Origin of the sequence: Novosphingobium sp. ST904 (genome assembly GCF_001298105.1) — a bacterium.
Lineage (GTDB): Bacteria > Pseudomonadota > Alphaproteobacteria > Sphingomonadales > Sphingomonadaceae > Novosphingobium.
In genome coordinates this window covers 1-20,214 of the sequence record NZ_LGJH01000145.1, presented here as the reverse complement: position 1 = coordinate 20,214, position 20,214 = coordinate 1, and the positions used below count along the sequence as shown (strand labels likewise).

Below are 20,214 nucleotides of genomic sequence, written 5' to 3'. Positions count from 1 at the left end.
ACCGTTGAAGGCGAAGATCACCGGCCGTTCGGTCTTTGCATTCCTGCCGGTCTGAGGGCGGGAATAGGAAATGTAGCCCGCAGTTGCGGGTGAACTGTCCGCGCCGGCTGAGACAGGGACGTAGCCTCAGCTCGGCGCGGACAGGATGCGCGGGATCGGGTTTCGAAACCCGCGCATCGATGAGGACCCTCTCGGCCGGCGGCTCGGCCGCTTGCGTCGGAATGGGTCCGGCAGACGCCGCGACAAGCGCGATCCCCGTCAACGCCGAAAGGCGACGCGGAGACTTCTTTTTGCGACCGAAGGGCTGCTGCGGCGTCAGGATCATGGCAATTCCAGAAGTCTATGGGTTTCCCGGTAGGTCAGGAGGCCGTCGGTCAGAGCCTGAAGGCCATAATCGAGGCGCGACGGCTCCATTGCGAAACCCAGGCGGATATGTCCGGGCGCGCCGAAGTATTCCCCCGGGGCCACCAATACTCCGCAGCGATCGGAAAGCCAGCCGGAGAAATGCTCGGTATCTCCGATCCCGACGAGGCGGGGGAAGGCGATGCAGCCGCTTTCGGGCAATGTCCCTTCCACCAGTCCTTCAGCGGTCCAGTAGGCGTGATAGGATTCTATGATCGGCCTGGCTTTTGCGATCACCGAGAAGGTGTTCTCCTGAAAGCGCGCCGGATTTTCGACGACCAGCGCGGCAACCGCGTGCGCAAGGTTCGAGATGGCAAACTCCACCTCTCGCGCCAGTTCGCGAACCGGCGCCACCAGGCTTTCATCGCCGACGATCCATCCGCAGCGCAGGGTACTGAGACCGAAAATCTTGGTCAGGCTGTTGACCGAAAGCACGCGTGGCGAAGCACCAAGAGAGGCGGCAGGCCGCAACCGGTCCCCGGCATAGGGCGCATAGACCTCGTCCACCACCAGCACCACGTCATGCCGATCCGCCACGGCGCAGAGCGCACGCATGGTATCATCCGAGACCGGCATTCCCGACGGGTTGTGCAGGTTCGAAAGGACGATCATGCGTGTTTCGGGCCGGATGCGTGCCTCGACTTCGGCGGGATCGATCGTGAAGTAGGGAGCGGGGCGCTCGAACGTATCGACTGCGATGCCGACGGACTGCGCAAGACTGCCGAACAGCTCGAAGCTGGGGTTCTCGATAAGGATGCGATCACCCGCCTTGAGCAGGGCACGGTAGATCAGCGAAAGCGCGCCGGTTGCGCCGGTGGTGGTCAGGACCTGTTCCTCACGCACACCGTAATCACGCGCCAGCGCGGCGACGAGGAAGGGGTTCCCCTTCACGAAAGTACTGGCATAGCGGGAGCTTATGCCATTCTCGAAACCTTCGAGAAGCACTTCGCGCAGCAGATCCTTCGGCTCGGGTACCGAACTTTCGAACAGGCTGACGAGAAGGCTGCGGGAATTGCTGTTCCGGATGATCGAGCGCCTTACCCATTGGGCGTAGGACTTCGAAGTCTGGTCGTCTGGGCTGGAAGCCATGTTCTCGAATCTGCCGGATAGAGCTGGATTGTGGATGGAGGCGCGCCGGGGGGAATGGTCCCGGCGCCGCCAGAATCCGTCACATCTTCAGCTTGGCGCCGACCCAGAAGCGGCGGCCGAGGATGTCGCCATAGGCGATCTGCGGATAGGAAGGCGCCTCGTCGGTGAAGTTGTCGATGCCGGCGCGCAGTATCATGCGGCCTGTATCGAACTGCATCGAGATCGAGTGCGTGAGGTTGCTGTCGAGCAGCGGGTTGGGCGTGGTCTCGATGGTCGCGTCGTAAGCGGCCTTGGTCTTGTCGAGGTAATAGGCCTGGTAGCTCAGCCGGACCGGACCCTTGGTCCAGTCCAGATTGAAACGGCCTTCCCAGGTTGGCTTTTCATAGGTGTTGTCGGTGCGGACGTAGTTCTCGCCAGTGACCGAGGTGGTCAGGAGCGTGTTGTGCGTCGCGTTCACGCCGAGGTGGAATGCGCCGATGTTCCCAGGTTCAAAGGTGTAGTCGACGGCGTAGACTTCGCCGCGGTACTTCACGACACCGGCGTTGAAGGTGGTCGTCGTGCCGGCGAGGATCGTGCCGCCCGGGCTCACGCCGTCCGAAGAGGCAATGCGGGTGAAGGCATTGCAGACGGCGGGATCAGGGTTGGTATTATCATAGCAGGCCGCCGTGAAGTCCTCGGTGGTGAAGGCCGAGAGGCCGTCCTTGAGGTCGATCTCGATGCGATCCGCGCTGATGGTCAGGCCCGGGATGAACCGGGGTTGGAGGACCACGCCGTACGTGAAGGTATCGGAAATCTCGTTGCGCAGGTTTGCGTTGCCGCCGCTGGTGATGGTCGCGCGCTCGAAGTTCTCGGCGGGGTCCTGGAACGCCGCGAGACGCTCGGCTGCGCTCTTTCCTGCATTGGTGCCATCTGCTTCCACGCCGTAGTTCGGATTGGCGGTGAAGGCCGCCAGACAGTTGGCATAACGAACCGAAGGGTTCGAACCGCTGTTGATGCGGTCGGCATCGCAGGGATCGTAGCCCACCGAACCGAGCGAGGTGGTCGTCGGCGAGAACTTCATCGCAAGCGTGGGCGCGCGGAAGTTACGGCTGCGGCTAACGCGCAGGGTAATCCCGTCGAGCGGCTGCCAGCGAAGTCCGAGATCCCAGACCTGCTCCTTGCCCGCGATCGAATTGTCGACGAGGCGGCCCGCCGCGCTTGCTTCGAGCATGCGCACGATCGGTACGTTCATCGCGCTGTCGATCATCGGGATCAGCAGTTCTGCCGAAAGTTCGTCCGTGTTGTAGCCGGCAGACTGGGCGACTTCCATGGTGCCGCCGCCGAACAGGCCCTGCTGGTTCGCTGCGAGCGGGGTGTAGGACACCTGCTCATCGCGGTGCTCGTATGCCAGGCTGAACTTGGCGGTGCCGCCGGGAAGCTGGATTATGTCGCCGCCAAGCGTGGCGAGGAAGTCGGTCTGCTCGTTACGATAGTCCAGGCCAGCGCGGACGCTCACATACTGCTGCGCGGCGCTGGAGACGTTGCCGTTGCCGAACGGATTGATGGGGGCGCACGAGGCGTCATTGTTGACGGGATCGGCGTCGGCATTGATGCCGCAGACGATCTGGCCGCCCGAAAGCACGGCATTGATCGCGTTGCTGTACTTGGCATTGTCGACTTCCCAGCGGCGCTGCGAACCATCGACGCGGGCATAGCTTCCCGAGACCGTCCAGTAGAAGTTGCGGCTTCCGGCCGAGAACTCTCCGTCAACGGCGAGCAGGCCGCGGTAGGTGTCGGTCTTGTAGCTTTGCAGGTTGTCCGGCGTCAGGTCGTAGAAGTACTTCGACAGGAACAGCGGAGCACCGGCGGCGAACCCGGGGTTCGCTGACGAAAGCACGCTTTTCGCCTGATCGGTGAGATAGGGGTTATTGATCGTGAAGATCACCGGACCGGCGTAAGTACCGTAGTTCAGGATCGTGCGGCTCTGGCCCTGCGGGATCTCGGTTCCGGCGGTATGGGCATAGAGCAGTTCGGTGCGCAGGGTGATCGCATCGGTCAGGTCGTAATGCGCGATCAGGTTGCCCGTGAAGCGCTCGACGCCGGTTCGCAGCCCCGCAAGGTCGCGGTAGGAGAAGCCCTGGCCGCCGCTGGAGAACGGGATGCCAACATCGGTTCCCGGATCGTAGGAAACGACATTACCGCTGGAGTCGAACTGAAGCGGCGTCCCGTTCGACTGGGTGAGGAAGCGGGTGAACGGCGCGGGCGCGTTGAACAGGACGCCGTTGGAGTTGAACTCCCAGAAGTGCGCGTCGAGCAGTTCCTTGACCGCCGGAATCCCGTCGGTTGCGGACTGGTCGGCGGGGTTGCTGACCGTCAGGCGGCCCAGTGCCGAAAGCGGCCGGTCCGCGAACATCAGCGTGGGGGTCCTGGCGTAGTTCACGTCGATCGCGATATTGCCGCGTCCGTCCGCGAAGTTCTTGCCCGCGGTGCCGCGAAGGCTGTAGGTATGATAATCGCCGCGCGAGGAGATGCCGTTCTGCGCATCGAGTTCGAGGCCCTCGAACTTGTCCTTGAGCACATAGTTGACCACGCCCGCGATGGCATCCGAACCGTAGACTGCAGCGCCACCACCCTGGACCACTTCGACGCGGTCGAGCAGGCCAAGCGGGATGATGTTGGCATCGACCTGCGCGTCGCCGAGACCGGAGGAACTGGTCACCATGCGGCGACCGTTCAGCAGGGTGAGCGTGCGACCAGCGCCAAGGCCAAAGAGATTGGGGAACTGCTGCCCCGACCCGCTGCCTTCGCCGCTGCCGTCCGCCTGGCTGAGCATCGGACTGTTGGACGTGAGCTGGTTGAGCGCGTCGGAAGCGCTGATGTAGCCGCGATCCGAGATGGTCTGGCTATCCACGATATTGAGCGGCGCGGTCTCGTCGGCAGCGTCGCGGCGAATGCGCGAGCCGGTAACGACGATGTCCGCAGCCGGTACGCCGTCGTCGGCGGTGGGCGCCAGATCCTGCGCCTGCGCCGGTGCGCCGGCCAGCAGCGCGGCCGCTGCGGTGGAAACCATGAGCGCGGCAAAGCCCGCCCTCTCGATGCGTGACTGGATCATCGAACTACCCCTCATGTTCTGTCTGCGTGTTCTTTCCCTGAGGAGAACCTAGCGCATGCAGCAAGCGAGGGTTTTGCGAAGTGAGGGGCGGTGCGAACCTTGATTGAATTAAAATTACCTTCATGGAGGCGGATGTGAATTTTCTAACCCGATATCTCAGCTCAATGGGACTTGCTGAAGAAGCTGGATAGGTCTTTTGCAAATTGAGGGGCTTCCGAAGCTTCCTCGTACATCATGTGGCCACCGCCGTAGCAGTGTGCCTCGATCCGGTGCGCGAGAGGCTCGGGAAAATCGCGAGCGGCCTGGCCGTTGGCTGCGCAGCCATTGAGTGAATCGTAAAGGCCCGTCGCGACGAACACCCTCATCGTCGGTGCCTTTTCCAGAGCGCGAAGCACCCAGGGCTGGGAGGCACTGGGCGGACCTTCGCCCGCCATGGCGCGGGCCAGCGATTCCTTGGTGATGGGTGACTGGTCATACTGCCAGTCGTTGCCAACGGGGAGTTCTGGGATATCGATCCCGGCATATTGACCGGCGCGATAGTTCAAAACCTGCCGATAGAATTTGATGATTGCGGCGCTTCCTGCTTTTTCGTCGGATGCCGGTGCCGTCTGCCGCATATCGAATACGCCCAGGGTCTTGCCTTTCGCGCCCAGGAGTTTGGTTCGGAACTCTCTGGGCGAAACCCACAGCGTCTTCGGATCTATCATCGAAGGTGCGAGGCCCATGAAGCGCGACAGTCCGGCGACGACGTTGGTACGGGAAGTGTCGTCCAGCCTATCCGGGTGGGCCAGCGCGGGATACCAGACCGTGCGCGCCCATGTTTCCGCATCGGCGAGGGTTCTGGCGCGATCCGCTGTGAGCGCGGCATCGAGTTTGCCGAGAGCCAGAGCCGTCGCCGTGCGGTTGGGAAGGGTAAGCGCACGCATCAGGGCGCGGTCGCGTTCCTCGCCCATTGGAATGCCGCCGGATACGAGCGCGATCCCCGCGACCGGTTGTCCACGGTCGATCAGCGCCTCCGCCACGCCTGCGGCGCGCCATGTGCCAAAGCTTTCGCCAACGAGGTAGACGGGTGCGCCCTCACGCTCGTGGGACTTCAGGAAGCGCTGGATGAACTGAGCCGTGGCGGCAAGATCGCCGTTCGTCGAATAGAACTGCCTGGCCGCTCCTTCCGAAACGGCGCGACTGAAGCCGGTTCCGGCAGGGTCGAGGAACACGAGGTCGGCGACGGGAAGGGGGCTTGCCGGATTATCGCCCAGAACATCGCCTTGGAGCGTGCGTGGTCCAAGGGCATGAAACTGGAGCAGGCGGGAATCCGCGCCCGGACCGCCGTTCCAGATGAAAACAATGGGGCGCGGCTTTTGGGGGGAAGCGGCTTTCGCGAAGTAGGCGGTGTAGAACAGGTCCGCCGCCTTGACGCCATTCGCATCGTCGATCTCGATCGTTCCGGCACATGTCGTGTAGTCCAGACCGCCAAGCTTGGAAGCCGCACCGACAATGCCCTTTCCGCAGAGGTCGCCAGGGAGGCTGCCGGTCTGCCTCTCCGCGGTGCCGATCGATTGGCAAGCGACAAGCGCAAGGAAAGACAGTGATGAAGCCAGCAGGCGAGCGGACTTTGACGGCATGGACGGGCCTTTTTGGTTCGACAACGGTGAGAGCCTAGCCCAGTTGCCAAGGCAAGATTATGCGCGAAATGGATTTCAGCCGCTGTGACGCCCTCATCCACCGGGGACATGAGAGCGGCTGAAGTTTTGAAATGCGCAATTCTTATGCGCCAGCCTTTGCATAGGATGCGTAAATGATCCAGCGAACCGATTCGCCCCCTTCGCCGCGCCTCTCTCGCAGAAATATCCTGCGGGCTTCAACGCTTCTGCCGCTGGCTCCGGCGATGGCAGGCGAAGCTCTGGCCGCTTCCGTAAAGGGGGTATCGCTTGCTCGCCCCGGCGACTTTGCGGCTATGCCAAGGGTCTATCTCGATTCCGGCACGATGCATCCGGTGCCCTTGCCCGCGAAGGCTTCGGTCGATGCCTATCTCCAGTCCCGTGCCGAAATGCGGGAATGGTCCAGCCACGATACGGAGGTGCGGATCAAGGCTGCTTTCGCGCGCCTCATTAATGCCGCGCCGGAAGATCTGGCTTTCGTCCAGAGCACGACTGCAGGCGAACAGTCGATCGTCGATGCGCTCGATCTTCCGGCGGCGAAGGGCAGCGTCGTTACCGATACGCTCCATTTCTTCGGTTCGTTCTGGCTCTACGATCAGCTTGCAAGGCAAGGCGTTGACGTGCGCTGGATACGGCCGAAAGACGGACGCATAGACCCGGATGCCTACGAAAAGGCGATCGGCCCGGACACACGGCTTGTCAGTCTCTCACTGGTTTCGACCTACAACGGCTTCGAGCACGACCTCAAGCGCATCTGCGAAATCGCTCATGCTCGCGGAGCGCTGGTCTATGCCGATATCATTCATGCCGCCGGAACCGTGCCGATCGACGTGAAGGCAAGCGGCGTCGATTTCGCGGCGACGGCCAGCTACAAGTGGCTGATGGGCGACTTTGGGCTAGGTTTCCTTTACGTCCGGCCCGACCGTCTGGCACGGCTCAAACGCAAGCGGTTCGGTTACTATCAGCTCGATAGCTTCAAGCCGCACGTCTACCCGTTCGACGAGCCCGGTCAGAGCATTGCCGACATGACCCCGCGGCCCGATGCCGAAGGCATGTTCGCGATGGGCACGCATTCCCATGCGGTGATGGCGCAACTCGACTGGTCGCTGGCGAGGCTGCTCGAACTCGGGATCGACAACATCATGGTGCATCGCCAGCCGATGCTCCGCCGTCTGCATGAGGCGCTGCCCTCAAAGGGCTATGACGTGGTGACGCCCGCCAATTGTCGAAGCCCGTTGCTCACTTGTGCCTTGCCCGATGCCTACAAGAAGTTGTCCGAGCCGCTTTCCCGCGCGGGCGTTGCAATCACGCTCAGTCGCAACCGTTTCCGTATCTGTCCTTCGTGGTTCAACTCGATGGACGACATCGAGCACCTGATCGACGCCCTGCCAATTTCCTCCTGATCGGAACCAGACGCAATGTCCGCCAAGAAGACCGTTTTCATGCGTTCCAGCCTGCTTGCCCTTGCTCCCGTTCTGGCGACGTTGCTCCCCGCCACGCCGCTTCTGGCACAGGACGAGAGCCTGCCGATGCCGCCGGTGTTCCTCAAAGCGATGGAGCCGATGGTGGAGCGTGCCGCCGTCAGCCGCAAAGTGGTCGTAACCCGGCACAAGGGCGAGTTTGGCGGCAGGAAGCTGGCCTATGACGCCATCGTAAGCGAAACGCCGGTGCAGAATGCCAAGGGGGAGGCTGCGGCGGTGGTCGTCACTTACGCTTACGTTGCGCGCGATGCAGGCAGCGCCAGGCGGCCAGTGCTGTTCGTGTTCAACGGCGGACCGGGAGCCTCGTCCTCTCCGCTGCACATGAATGCATTCGGCCCGCGTCGCATCGTCGGCAAAGGTGAGGGCGCCCATATGGAGAACAACCCGCACAGCCTGCTGGACGTAGCAGACCTCGTCTTCATCGATCCGCCGGGCACAGGCGCGTCGATGCCGGTCAAGGGCGCGGATGCGACGAGCCTGTTCTCGGTTTCCGGTGATGCGGCAGCCGTGGCCCAGGTGGTGCAGACCTGGCGGCAGGCCAATGGCCGCACCGAAGCGCCCTTCGCGCTTGTAGGCGAGAGCTATGGTACCGCCCGCGCGCTGGCGATGCTTGATGCCGAGAGCAAGGCGAAGCTGCCGCTGCCCGACGGCGTGGCGTTGTTTTCCCTTTCGCTTGGCGACAACGACGGGCCGGTGATCTCCGACGTGTCCCTGTTGCCGACCCTGGCCGCTGTCGCCTGGTATCATCAGGCCATCAACCGCAAGGGCACGACCGTGGAGCAGCATTTCGCCGCAGCCCGCGCCTTTGCGGAGAACGATTACGCCCGCGCGCTGATCGCAGGAGCTTCGCTGCCCGAGGCCGAACGGGCAAAGGTAGCGGCACGCATATCGGCGCTCATCGGGCTGCCTGCCTCCACGCTTGAGAAGGACGGGCTGCAACTCGATCGCCAGGCCTTCATGCTGGGCCTCCTCTCAGCGAAGGGGCTGCGCACAGGCCAGCTTGACGGCCGCGTAACCCGCGCCGTGGCGGAATCGAACATGCACCCGCCCTTCGATGATCCCTCGATGACGCTGGGTGCGGAAACCGGGCACCTGATCGCTGACTATATCGGCAAGGATCTCGGCTATGCGTTGCCGAGCGCCTATCGCACGCTCAATCTCGGGATCAATTTCAAGTGGGACTGGGGTCGCGGAGAAGTCTATCGCACCGTCCGTTTCGCACCGTTCCTCGCCAAGGCACTGGTGGACAAGCCAGGAATGAAGCTGATGACGGTGGGCGGCTACTACGACATCACCACGCCTGTCGCCGCCGGACAGTTTGCGCTCGACCATGCCGGGATCGGACCGGAGCACCGTACTTCGAAGACTTATGCTGCGGGGCATTCGGTATTCGAGGACGAGGGGGAACTGACGCGCTTTGCAACTGACATGCGGGCTTGGGCAAAGACGCTCTAGAAGCAGTTCTTCAGAATCGGCGCACAAGCATCCGTGCCTCGGGACCATATCCCTTGGCCGGATCGAGGAGCCCGTCGCCGAGCAACTCGAAGCCCTGTCTCTTCCAGAAGCTGTGAGCATCCCCGACGGCGATCAGTACCACCCGGTCAAGGCCCAGCGCCTTTGCTTCGCCGACCGCAATCCCCACGGCTTCACCTGCGAACCCTCGCCCGCGCGTAGCCGCGCCGAGGGCGAGGTCGTGCAGGAAGTAGCAGTCGAAGGGTTCCGCCAGGGCTTCCATCGGCGTGTCGAGAACGGGCGGATGATCCTGCCTGCCGGGATGCGATACGAGGTAGCCGGCGACCTGTCCGTCATCGTCTTCCAGTACGCGGCAGCCGGAAGGATAATGGCGGAGGCAGGCGGCGAAGATCTCCGGATTCTCCGGGTAATCGAGATGAACCGCATCCGCCACTGTGGCAACACCAGCCACATCGTCTTCCCGCATCTCGCGCCAGCGCATCTTCGCGTTTCCCTTGGTTCACGTCTGTGAGGAACCGTAAGCCAGAACACCACCACCGGGGCAACCACGGGCTTTCGTCGATCCAAGGCGGTCAGACGATACCCAGATACGCTGCAACCGATTGCCATTTGCCTTCATCCACTGACTTAAACCGTCATTGGAATGCCATGGAAACTTAATCTGCGAGGCGTAACCCGCCGTCCCATCACCCAATCGGGTCCAGGGGAAACGGCAATGAAATTCGTTACTTGCTCGGCAGCTCTTCTTGCAGGAACGGCGCTTGCCGGAATGCCTTCGGCGGTCTTCGCGGCGGAAGCCGAGGCCGGCGCGGAAGCGACCGGCGGGAACGCCGGGGATGAAAGCGCCAACTCGATCATCGTCACCTCGCAAAAGATCGAGCAGCGCGCCGTGGACGTGCCGATCACGCTCAGCGTGCAGACGGGTGAGCGGATGCGCGAACTGGGCGTGACCGATATCGGAGAGCTTTCGAACTACGTCCCGGGTCTCAATGTACAGGTCCAGAGCGCGAACAACCCCGGTTTCGTCATTCGCGGCATCACTTCCGACAGCGGTTCCGCGCAGCAGGGCCCCCGCGTCACGCTCTATTACAACGGTGTCGACATCTCTCGGTCGCGGGGCGCATATCAGGGCCTCTACGATCTCGACCGCATCGAAGTGGTGAAAGGCCCGCAGGCCACGCTGTTCGGTACGGCGGCCACGATCGGTGCGATCAGTCTCGTTTCGGCCAAGCCGCAGCCCGGTGTCTCTGCCGAAGTGACTGGCGCTTACGGCAATCTGGATGCCTACCGGGTAGAGGGCTTCGTCAACGCTGGCAACGACGTGCTGGCGGGACGCATCGCCTGGCAATGGAAGAAGCGTGACGGCTATATCGAAAACCTCGCCCCCGGGCAGGACGATCTCTATGCGCAGGACCAGCTCGGCCTTCGTGGCTCCCTGCGCTACACCCCGACCAGCGATTTCACCGCCGACCTGACTTTCACTTACGATCGCCAACGTAATTCGGGAACGCCGTTCCTTTCGAAAAATCTCGGATCGACTTCGGTCGACGGCCTCTACGAAGCCGCTTATCTCGGCGGTTCGCCCTATTCGGCGGAAGTGCTGGGCTCCGACAAGCTCGGGCTCGATCGCGATGTCTACGACGGCAACCTCACGCTGGCGTGGGACTTCGCGGACGGCTGGAATTTCACCACCGTCAACGGCTACCGCCACTTCGATGCGCTGGAAGTGTTCGATGCGGACGGTTCCGCTGCCTGGTATCTTGAATTCGCGGAACGCGCGAAGGGCTGGCAGGCGAGCCACGAAGGCCGCTTCACTTACAGCGACGACCAGTGGCGCGCCTCGTTCGGCTGGAACTACTTCATCGAGGACAGCTACCAGTATGTGCCGATGTCGTCGGAACTGGGTACCTACCTCCAGTGCAGCGCCAACGTCATTCCGGGGCTCGGCTGCGTCGCGCCGGACAACAGCGTTCCCGCCGCTTCTGCGACCGGGCTGCTCACCGGCGGGGCCTATTCAGCAGTGCCCTATTCGAGCTGGTACAAGAACGAGGGCCGCAACCAGTCCTGGTCAATGTTCGGTGACGTGAGCTGGAAACCGGCCCCCGCGCTTGAACTGACCGCAGGTGCCCGCGTGCTGATCGAGAAGCGGCGATCGGGCTACTCCGCGTATCAGCCTGACGCGCCGGTCTACGGTCAGCCGCTGTTGCCGCTCGTCGATACGGACGGACAGACCTTCTATGCCCGCAAGTCCTACGCGGCGGTGCTGCCGCGCTTCAACGCACTCTATCACCTGACCCCGAGCCTCAATCTCTACGCCACGATTTCGGAGGGGCGCCGTTCTCCGGTCGTCCAGTTGTCGGCAGCGGCGGGGCCGGTTGCGGATCTCGATCTCATCAAGTCGGAGACGGTCTGGAACTACGAGGCGGGCATCAAGGGCTCGGTCGGCATGTTCTCCGGCTCGCTGGGCGTCTACTACGACAAGTACAGCAATTTCCAGGTCTCGGTCCTTGACGCCACTACCGGGGTCGCACGCACCGAGAGCGCCGGGTCGGCATCCAACCTGGGCGTCGAAGCCGAACTCGAGGCTCGCTTCACCGACTGGCTGAGCGCCTTCGGCAATGTTGGCTTCATCAGTGGCGGGATCGACGACAAGGAATCCAACGGTGTCTATGCGGGGGATCAGTTCCGTCTGCAGCCGAAATGGCAATGGGCGGCGGGTTTCAATCTCAATTTGCCGTTGACCCGGAACACCAGCCTGTTCCTGACGCCAAGCGTAACCTACCGCAGCAAGATCTACTTCGAGATCCCCAACAAGGACGCGATCAGCCAGGGCCCGGTCACGCTGGTCAACCTGCGCGGCGGCGTTTCGCTGATGGAGGGCAAGTTCCGCATCGCCGGCTATGCCCGCAACCTGACGGACAAGAAATACCTGCTCGATGCCGGCAATACCGGGGGCTCCTTCGGTTACCCCACGTTTATCCCGGCCGAACCGCGCACTTACGGCATCGAGATCACCGCGCGCTACTGAGCGAACAGCCCGAGGAATAGACATGACGCTTCAACTCGACCGCCGCCTACTGCTCCAGGCAGGCGCCTTCGGGCTCGCCGCCCTTTCCACACCGGGAGTAGCGCAGATACTCACCGCGCACGGCTTCACGCACGGCGTGGCGAGTGGGGAGCCGGCGGCGAACTCGGTGCTCTTATGGACCCGCTATGTCGGCAGCGGTGATACGAAACTGCGCTGCGAACTTTCGGCGGACGACACTTTCCGGAAAGTGGCGGGAGGCGGCGAGGTCGTCGCTTCTCCCGCGCACGACAATTGCGCCAAGCTGGTGGTTTCCGGCCTCGCGCCGGGGCAATGGTACTTCTATCGCTTCATCGCGCCGGACGGCACCAAAAGCGAAGTCGGCCGGACCCGGACCCTGCCGGTGGGTGAGGTCGAACGCTTCGGCATCGGGCTTTTCTCCTGTTCGAACATGCCGTTCGGCTGGTTCAACGCCTATGCCCACGCCGCCGCCCGCGACGATCTCGACCTGATCGTTCATGTCGGCGACTACTTCTACGAGTACGAATACGGCCACTATCCCGACCACCCGATGGCGGGTCGCGCGATCGAGCCGCATAACGAAACGGTGACGCTTGCCGACTATCGCCTGCGTTTCGCCAGCTACCGCCTGGATCCCGACCTGCGCCGGATTCACCAGCGATTTCCAATGATTGCCCAGTGGGACGACCACGAATTCGCCAATGACACGTGGAAAGGCGGGGCAGAGAACCACCAGAGCGACAAGGAAGGCCCATGGGCGATACGCCGTGCGGCGGCCGAGAAGGCCTATCGCGAATGGATGCCGGTGTCGGATGCGCTCTATGACAGTTTCCAGATAGGTTCGCTGGCAACTCTGTTCCGCCCGGAAACCCGCGTAAGCGAGCGCACGCAGCAACTCGATTTCGGTTCGGCCATGGCTGGACAAAACGACATCGCCAAGGCTCTCGCAGAATTCCGCGACGGCCCATGGATGTCCGCCGACCGCACGCTCATGGGGGCCAGGCAGGAAGCGTGGCTGTACAAGGGGCTGGCGGACTCGGCGAGGTCCGGCACGCGCTGGCAGGTTCTGGCGCAGCAGGTGGTGATGGGGGCGCTCAAGGCCCCGCCGCAGATGGCGGATCTCGTTCCGGCAGGGGCAGACCCGAAAGTGCGGCAGGCGCTCATGGCCATTGCCGCCGCATCGAAGGCCGGCCTGCCGTTCAACATGGACTCATGGGACGGCTATCCTGCCGCACGTGAACGCCTGCTGCGCGCTGCGCGTGAGGCGGATTGCAACCTCGTCGTGCTCTCGGGCGACAGCCACAATGCCTGGGGCAATGAACTCTCGCTCGACGGGCGCGCGGCCGGTGTGGAATATGCCGGGCATTCGGTCACCTCGCCCGGCTATGAGGCATATTTGCCCTCCGTGTCGCCGCCGATCTTGCCGCTGCGCTTCGGGGAGCAAATCCGGGGCTGGCATTCGCCGACACCAGCCGCCGGGGCTATGTCTCGCTGGATCTGACGCCTGAAAGGGTGAATGGGCAGTGGCATTTCATGAACACCATTGCCGGACGTTCCACCGCAGGTACTACCAGCACCGGACTTTCGGTAAACTGGAACGAGCGGCGCTTCGCGAAAGCATGACGTTATCGGCGGGCGGTCCGGCAAGGTGCAGGATCGCCCTTCCGTTTCATGCAGTTACAAGGTAGATACCATCGGCGCGGCGGCTTGCTTCAAGGCCGAACAGGGCGCCGATCAGGGCCAGCGACTGTTCTGGCCGGTCCAGCCGGAAGCGGCCGCTGAAAGTGCGGCTAGCCAGTGCGGGATCGCCGAGCCGGATGGGTGTTTCGCTATACCGGGCCAGCCGCTCTATCGCGAAGCCGAGCCGCATGGAATCTGCGTCGAGCCAGTCGTTCTGCCAGTCCGGCCGGGTCTCGGCATCGAAATTCCCCCGGCTTGTCGCACTGCCGTCGAACAACGCCCATTCCCGGGCCGGGACGACGAACGCGTCATGGCCGTCTGCCGCCATCCGAACCCGTCCGGAAAAGACGCGCAGTTCCGACGCACCAGTCAATCGATCGACGCTGAAGCTGGTGCCGAGCGCGGTCATGTTCGCCCCGGGGGTGCGGACTTCGAAAGGGCGCGCGGCATCGTGGCGGACATCGAAACGGGCAGCTCCGCGCTCCAGCTCTACCGCGCGCATGTCGGCTGTGAAGTGAACGGCGACCGAAGAAGCGGCATCGAGCAAGAGGCCCGAGCCATCAGGCAGCGTGAAATGGCGCCGCTTGCCGACGGCGCTGGCAAAACGGAGCGGTGAGGCTGGCACGTTTTTGTCGTTCCGGAATAGGAAATAGCTGCCGAGGGGTACAACTGCGAGCGCGGCCAGACCGGCAGCGAGAACCTGCCGCCTGCCGAGACCCGGCGCCTCCTGCCCAGTGCGCCGCAATCCGGGCCTCATTGCCGAAGGCCGCTGACGCGGCAGTTCGGGAATGGGCACCTCCACGACGCTCGCTGTGCTTTCGAGCGCTTCCGCCAGCGCTGCGTCCTGGAGCACTTGCCTCATGCTGGCAAAGGTCCGGCCATGTTCAGGGGACTGCTCCAGCCAGCGCGCCAGTTCTCGGCGCCCGGCCTCGTCAAGGTCATCGTAGCGATCCGCCCAGTCGGCGGCGGTTTCAATCATTTCCAGCTGTCGTTCATCCATGATGGTTGGTTCCTGCCCCGGCTTCCGGCGCCCAGTCGTCGCCGAGGGAGAGGGTGAGGTCGGCCATTGCGCGCACGAGGTGCTTCTTCACGGCCTCCACGCTGAGGTTCATTTCAGCCGCAATATCCTGCCGCGATTTTCCGTCGATATGGCGCATGCGAAACACTGTGCGGCGTTGCGGGGTAAGTCGTTCGAGGGCGGCTTCGAACCGGCCGAGGCGCTGGCGGTAATCGAGCACCTCGTCGGCCAGCGGCAGGTTGCAGACCAGTTCGAATTCATCCAGTTCCGTTTCGCGCGCGGCCTTGCGGGCGCCTGCCATGATGACAGAGTCTGCAACCCTGAAGGCATAGGCCAGAGGCTGCTCGATCACTTGTCGGCGTTCCTGTTCGATCACGCGTACCAGCGTTTCCTGCACCACGTCCTCCATGCCGCCCGGGTCGCGCATCCGTTTGCGAACATAGCTGCGCAGCCGCCCGAGCCCGGCGGAAAGCTGGCTGGCGGCATCGGTCATGTACATTGTCGACGGCCCGGTGATGAGCGCGGCATGTCCGGCAATTCCAATGCGGTTTGCGAAGTAAGAGCGGCGAGGCGGCCGGGTGGGGACAGGATGGTCATCGCGTCCTTAAAATCTGTACCTGAGCCCGGCGGAGAATACCCGCCCGCTGCGGGTTCTGGCGAGCAGTCGACGGGCATCGCGGTCGGTGTACTGGACGATCGGAGCGTCGGTCAGGTTACGGGCCTCCGCCAATGCCTGCAGCTTTTCACCAAGTGCGAAGTGAGCGGCGAGATCGAGTGTCAGGCTCGGCTTGATCCATTCCCCGATGTTGCCGTTATTGCCCACTCCAACCCGGTACGATCCGCGGTATGCGGCGGCGATCCGCGCATCCCACTTTTGCCCCGTGTAATAGAGCGTAGCGTTGCCCGACCAGCGAGACAGGTCGATCAGGGGCAGGTCGACCGTATCGGTGCCGTAGGTCACGTCGCTCCTGCCCGAGGCGAAAGTGATGTTTGCGGCCATTCCGAAACCGTCGAACGGAGCGGGGAGAAAGCGCAGGTCACGCTGGACGGCTGCCTCCAGCCCGAAGATCGAAGCACCCGACCCATTCACCGGGCGCACGACGTTGTAGAGGATTGAGGGGTCCTGATCGGCGTAGAGGAACTCCAACGGATAGCCGGTTTCCGAATAGGGCGTAACGCTGGTCTGAGAGGTGATGAACGAATCCAGGTGCTTGTAGAACAGGCCTAGAGAGACATAGCCATCTCGGCCCGAGTAGTGCTCGATCGACAGATCCAGCGCATCGGCCGTGAAAGGCTTCAGGGCCGGGTTGCCAGAGGTGATGGTGCCGCCGAACGGCGTAGCATTGACCTGTGCCGCGGCGCGCAGATCAGCAACGTCGGGCTGGTTCAGGTTACGGCTGGCGGCAAGACGCAGCAGCAGGTCGGGACGGAGTTCCAGGCGCGCCTGTATCGAGGGTAGCCACGCCCCCCGGCTACTGCGAAGGGAAACCGGATACTGGCTGACGTCGGTACTGGCCTTGCCTGAGGAAAGGGTATCCACGCGCTGGTATTGAAGCCCGAACTCGGCCCTGAGCGGCATTGCGCCAAGCTGTCCACCGACCGCGGCGAGTGCGAAAGCGGCATAAGTGTTTTCATGCAATGCGTAGGCGGTGCCGGGCATGTCATCGCCGCCGCCGAGATCGCGCTGCTGCCCGGTCGCGGCAAAAGTGGCATCGACATCGGCGACGATATAAGGGGCCAGCGTCTTGCCGTTGAACAGGGAGGTCAGAGCGGGACTGCCTTCCTCGTAGTCAACCCTTACACGCCGTTCGTACCCGTCGTTGCCGAAATAGCGATAGGAGCCGCCGAGGCGCAATTCGAGCCCCGAAGCGATGGTGTGGCTCAGTTCGACCCTTGCTGTGACGTTCTGATTGACGATCGAATCTTCGCGGGTGTCCGCCCGCATGAGGCTCCACTGGGAAGCCTGGGTGAGGTCGAAACCATAGGCGTTGCGTGCGCCATGCCCGGTCGCGACATAGCTGAAGCCCTTGCCGACGGCTTCGAGGAAAACCTTGTCGAACACCGGCTCCTCGAAATCGCTGCGGGCATAGCCGATCCGCGCGGCGACCTTCGTGCGTTCTCCGATCGGTGCGTCGAGCGAGAACACCGCTTGACTGAAATCGGTGTGATCTTCCGTCAGCTTGTGCTCCGAGCGGAAGTCCACCCTGCTGAAATCCGCCGCAGTGATCGTGTTCCCCACGACCGTTACCGCGTTGAGCAACTGGGTGCCATCGACATCCGCAGTCAGCCCGTTGGTTCCGGCTGCGGCCAGCGAGTATTCCTCGCGATGATTGGAAAGGCGCGCGTGGACGAGATCCAGCGCTATTGTGACCCCACCGTCACTCTCATGTTGGAGCGAGGCAACGAGGTTCAGCCGATCGAAACGGTTAGTCCAGGTCGAGTAAGTTTGCGCGCGCGACATGTACAGTGGATCGCCATGGCCGGTAAGGCGCGCCCGGTCTTCGCTGCTCACCCCGGAGCCGACGTTGGCTTCTCCGAAGACGACGGGAACCCAGTCCCAATTACGGTAGCCGTATTCGGAAACTCGATTCCGGCTCCAGGACAGCGCCAGAAGCGCACCCCATCGATCGCTTCTCCGCGAGATTTCGGCGGTGAACTGCGGCGTGACGGCACTGCTGTTGGCACCTGCGCGGCCTTGCATGGAAAGCAGGGTGACGTCGCCGGATTGGTCGAAGGGACGAACCGTGCGCAGGGCCACGGTCCCGCCGACGCCGCCGGCCTCGCGATCCGCTGACCAGCTCTTGAGCACTTCGACTTCCGAGAACAGTCCTGCATCGAACACCGAATAGTCGAACCGGCGCTGGCGACTGGCCGAACCGCGATTGTCCAAACCCGATGCGGTGGTGGCGAGCGCCTCGATCCCGTTCAGTGTGGTGCGGGTGAAAAGCGGTCCGAGACCGCGCAGCGAAACCTGCCTACCTTCGCCATTGTCACGGCTGATGGCAATTCCCGGCAGGCGTTGCAGAGCGTCAGCAGCATTGTGGTCAGGGAAAGCGGCGATATCCTCGGCACGGGTGACCTCGAGGATGGACTGCGCCCCCTGCTTTTCCGCCACCGCCTGCCTCAGGCTTTCGCGGTAGCCGGTGACGATGATGGGCGGCGCTTCCGGTTCCGATGTCGCGCAGTCGCAGCCGGAGAAGGTGCAGGGCTGCGAGATGCGGATGGCATGCCCTGAGTGACCACGAACCCGTCCGGCATCCGTTTTACCGTTACCGGAACCTCGGCGGCGATCCTTGCCAGGGCTTCTTCGACCGTCAGCCGCTCTCGTACAGCACGACGGATTTTCAGGTCCCGTGTCACCGAGGTAACGATCTGGACGCCGGACTGCTGGGAAATCGCCCTCAGAACATCGACAACGCGGCCGGAGGGGATCTTGAAGGCAATGCTGCGCGGCTTTGGCCGCGATGTTGGAAGCGCAGGCTTTCCAGCACGCGCATGTGCGCTTCCGGCCGCAAGCGGTGAGGCCAGTGCCAGAACCATGCAGGATGTGATGAGCCGAACGCGACCGCTGGGAAACACAAGCCCTCCGGCGCGGCCGCTATCAGGGCTCGATGACGGTTATGTGACCTTGCGCTATCGTTTGTTCGCCATGCCGGTTGGGGCGCGAGACAGGGATGTGCCTCGCGCCCTTTCCATCAGAACTCGAAGCGGACGCCGCCCATAACGGTCGTACCCGAACGGGTATTCACATAAAGGCGCTTGGTGCTGTCCGAGTACTGCTGTTCGTGCTGGTTGGTGAGATTGATCGCATCGAGCGTGAGCTGGATGGCGTCAGTCACCTTGTAGTGGGCGGACATGTCAACATAGACAGTTGCCGCATAGCCCGAGAGATCCTGGTCGAGCCCCAGCGAACTCGTGATCGGTGCTGCGCTATAGACGTAGCTGCTGCGGTAATTGGCCGATCCGCGAATGTCGAACTTTGCATCCTGATAGTAGAGAGTGACGTTGCCGTTGTACTTGCTCAAGCCTTCAAGCGTGGTGTTGGCGCCGCCGCTGTACATCGTCGAGTAATCGTATCTGGAATCGACATATGTGAAGTTCACCACCGTCCCGAGGTGGTCGAACGGTGCGGGCAGGAAAGTGAAATCCGTCTGCGCCGAAAGTTCGAGGCCCCACAGGTCCGTCTTGCCCAGGTTCACCGGACGCGAGAACGAGGTGACGATGGTGTTGCCGGTCGCGCCAGGGACAAGATCGGTCGAAAGACCGGTTTGGCTGTAAGGTACGTCGTTGACGGTCTGGGTGGTGATGAAGCCGTCCAGCGTCTTGTAGAACAGGGCCCCGCTGACCGAGCCGACCTTGCCGAAATAGTACTCGACCGAAAGATCGAGGTCGGTGGACTTGTAGGGCTTGAGGGCAGGGTTGCCGACCGAGACAGACAGTTCGCCGTTGTCACCGACCGAAACGGTGCCATTGACGGCCAGCGAGCCGAGCGAGGGACGGTTGATGTTGCGCGCAGCCGAAGCGCGGACAACGAGATCGCGAGCCGGTTCGAAGATCATGTTCACGGCAGGCAGGAAGCCCTGATAGCTCGCTGAAACCGCGATGGGCGTATTCGCGCCGCTCACGGTGCCGATGCCCGCCGAAAGGATGTCCGTATGATAGTAGCGGCCGCCGATGTTGCCGCGGAAGGGCAGGGAGCCGAGCAGATGGTTCCAGTCGTACTGCACGTATCCGGCGGCGGTACGCTCTTCCACCGCGAAGACGCTGTTCTTCGAGGTCAGGTAGTTCCCCCGGTCGATGCCGAGCACGTCGAGGGCCTTGTCATAATCGACGATCACCCAGTCCTGGCCCTTGTAGCCGGTGTAGACCTGCGAATAATCGCCGATGTCTGCGCTTACCGCACCTGACTTGAAATCGTTCAGCAGGGCATCGTTGTAGGTGCGCTTGAAGCCGGAGTTCTTGAACCGCCGCCATTCGCCGCCGACGGAGATCTTGTCGTCGGGCGTGAACTCGTAGGCGAGGGCGCCCTTGATGTTGTCGAAGGCGGTATCCTGGAAGCTCTGGTTCATGTCGATTTCGTGCGCGTGGTAGTTCGACGCATCGCTCGTGTCCCAGCCATAAGTGTTGACGAGCGAGTAGCTGCCGCCGCGATAGTCTGAGATCACGTCGCCATAGGCTTTGAAGCGCCCCGGGTTTCCAGGAGGCTCCAACTTGTGAGAAGGAGCATCCGTTATGAGCAAGACAACCAACAAATTTTCACCTGAAGTCCGCGAGCG

11 protein-coding genes and 1 pseudogene are annotated in these 20,214 nt (G+C 62.7%); 4 read left to right on the top strand and 8 right to left on the bottom strand.

What is annotated here, in order from left to right:
• Positions 1 to 321: 321 nt before the first annotated feature.
• The 3 genes from ADT71_RS13535 to ADT71_RS13525 form a co-directional block, all read right to left on the bottom strand.
• Entirely contained in the window at positions 322 to 1,491 is a 1,170-nt protein-coding gene (locus ADT71_RS13535) for a pyridoxal phosphate-dependent aminotransferase (RefSeq protein WP_054437585.1), read from the bottom strand.
• 79 nt (positions 1,492 to 1,570) lie between these two features.
• Positions 1,571 to 4,582 carry a TonB-dependent receptor plug domain-containing protein gene (locus tag ADT71_RS13530; RefSeq protein WP_054437584.1) on the bottom strand — a complete coding sequence of 1,004 codons (3,012 nt, stop codon included), beginning with the start codon at positions 4,580 to 4,582 and terminating at the stop codon, positions 1,571 to 1,573.
• Positions 4,583 to 4,743: 161 nt separating this feature from the next.
• A complete protein-coding gene (locus ADT71_RS13525; RefSeq protein WP_054437583.1) occupies positions 4,744 to 6,204 on the bottom strand; it encodes a peptidase S10 in 1,461 nt (486 codons plus the stop codon).
• A gap of 173 nt (positions 6,205 to 6,377) precedes the next feature.
• On the opposite strand from ADT71_RS13525, the gene ADT71_RS13520 reads away from it, so the two are divergent.
• Both ADT71_RS13520 and ADT71_RS13515 read left to right on the top strand, forming a co-directional pair.
• A complete protein-coding gene (locus ADT71_RS13520; protein WP_054437582.1) occupies positions 6,378 to 7,643 on the top strand; it encodes an aminotransferase class V-fold PLP-dependent enzyme in 1,266 nt (421 codons plus the stop codon).
• Between the two features lie 39 nt (positions 7,644 to 7,682).
• On the top strand, positions 7,683 to 9,176 hold the full coding sequence (locus ADT71_RS13515) for a peptidase S10 (protein WP_231635869.1): 1,494 nt from the start codon (positions 7,683 to 7,685) through the stop codon (positions 9,174 to 9,176).
• A 10-nt stretch (positions 9,177 to 9,186) separates the two neighbouring features.
• On the opposite strand, the gene ADT71_RS13510 is transcribed toward ADT71_RS13515, so the two are convergent.
• Complete coding sequence (locus tag ADT71_RS13510) at positions 9,187 to 9,675, bottom strand: GNAT family N-acetyltransferase (RefSeq protein WP_054437577.1); 489 nt, start codon at positions 9,673 to 9,675, stop codon at positions 9,187 to 9,189.
• A 234-nt stretch (positions 9,676 to 9,909) separates the two neighbouring features.
• Between ADT71_RS13510 and ADT71_RS13505 the strand changes: the two genes are divergently transcribed.
• Both ADT71_RS13505 and ADT71_RS13500 read left to right on the top strand, forming a co-directional pair.
• The gene (locus ADT71_RS13505; protein ID WP_054437573.1) at positions 9,910 to 12,222 is read left to right on the top strand and encodes a TonB-dependent receptor; all 2,313 of its coding nucleotides are present in this window, start codon (positions 9,910 to 9,912) and stop codon (positions 12,220 to 12,222) included.
• A gap of 22 nt (positions 12,223 to 12,244) precedes the next feature.
• Positions 12,245 to 13,863 (top strand): annotated as a pseudogene (locus tag ADT71_RS13500) (alkaline phosphatase).
• A 46-nt stretch (positions 13,864 to 13,909) separates the two neighbouring features.
• Here the strand turns inward: ADT71_RS13500 and ADT71_RS13495 are convergent.
• From ADT71_RS13495 to ADT71_RS13480, 4 genes are all read right to left on the bottom strand, one after another.
• On the bottom strand, positions 13,910 to 14,920 hold the full coding sequence (locus tag ADT71_RS13495) for a FecR domain-containing protein (RefSeq protein WP_054437572.1): 1,011 nt from the start codon (positions 14,918 to 14,920) through the stop codon (positions 13,910 to 13,912).
• Positions 14,913 to 15,431, bottom strand: a complete 519-nt coding sequence (locus tag ADT71_RS13490) for an RNA polymerase sigma factor (protein ID WP_082370342.1) — start codon at positions 15,429 to 15,431, stop codon at positions 14,913 to 14,915. Before ADT71_RS13490 ends, ADT71_RS13495 begins: the two co-directional genes overlap by 8 nt.
• Before the next feature lie 111 nt (positions 15,432 to 15,542).
• Entirely contained in the window at positions 15,543 to 18,089 is a 2,547-nt protein-coding gene (locus ADT71_RS13485) for a TonB-dependent receptor (protein WP_255351643.1), read from the bottom strand.
• 544 nt (positions 18,090 to 18,633) lie between these two features.
• Positions 18,634 to 20,103: a TonB-dependent receptor domain-containing protein gene (locus ADT71_RS13480; protein ID WP_054437570.1), complete on the bottom strand. Its 1,470-nt coding sequence runs from the start codon at positions 20,101 to 20,103 to the stop codon at positions 18,634 to 18,636.
• Positions 20,104 to 20,214 lie beyond the last annotated feature (111 nt).

Coding starts and splice junctions, on each gene's coding strand:
- ADT71_RS13535 (WP_054437585.1), bottom strand. CDS start 1,491: ATGGCTTCCAGCCCAGACGACCAGACTTCGAAGTCCTACGCCCAATGG.
- ADT71_RS13530 (WP_054437584.1), bottom strand. CDS start 4,582: ATGATCCAGTCACGCATCGAGAGGGCGGGCTTTGCCGCGCTCATGGTT.
- ADT71_RS13525 (WP_054437583.1), bottom strand. CDS start 6,204: ATGCCGTCAAAGTCCGCTCGCCTGCTGGCTTCATCACTGTCTTTCCTT.
- ADT71_RS13520 (WP_054437582.1), top strand. CDS start 6,378: ATGATCCAGCGAACCGATTCGCCCCCTTCGCCGCGCCTCTCTCGCAGA.
- ADT71_RS13515 (WP_231635869.1), top strand. CDS start 7,683: ATGCGTTCCAGCCTGCTTGCCCTTGCTCCCGTTCTGGCGACGTTGCTC.
- ADT71_RS13510 (WP_054437577.1), bottom strand. CDS start 9,675: ATGCGCTGGCGCGAGATGCGGGAAGACGATGTGGCTGGTGTTGCCACA.
- ADT71_RS13505 (WP_054437573.1), top strand. CDS start 9,910: ATGAAATTCGTTACTTGCTCGGCAGCTCTTCTTGCAGGAACGGCGCTT.
- ADT71_RS13495 (WP_054437572.1), bottom strand. CDS start 14,920: ATGGATGAACGACAGCTGGAAATGATTGAAACCGCCGCCGACTGGGCG.
- ADT71_RS13490 (WP_082370342.1), bottom strand. CDS start 15,431: ATGACCGATGCCGCCAGCCAGCTTTCCGCCGGGCTCGGGCGGCTGCGC.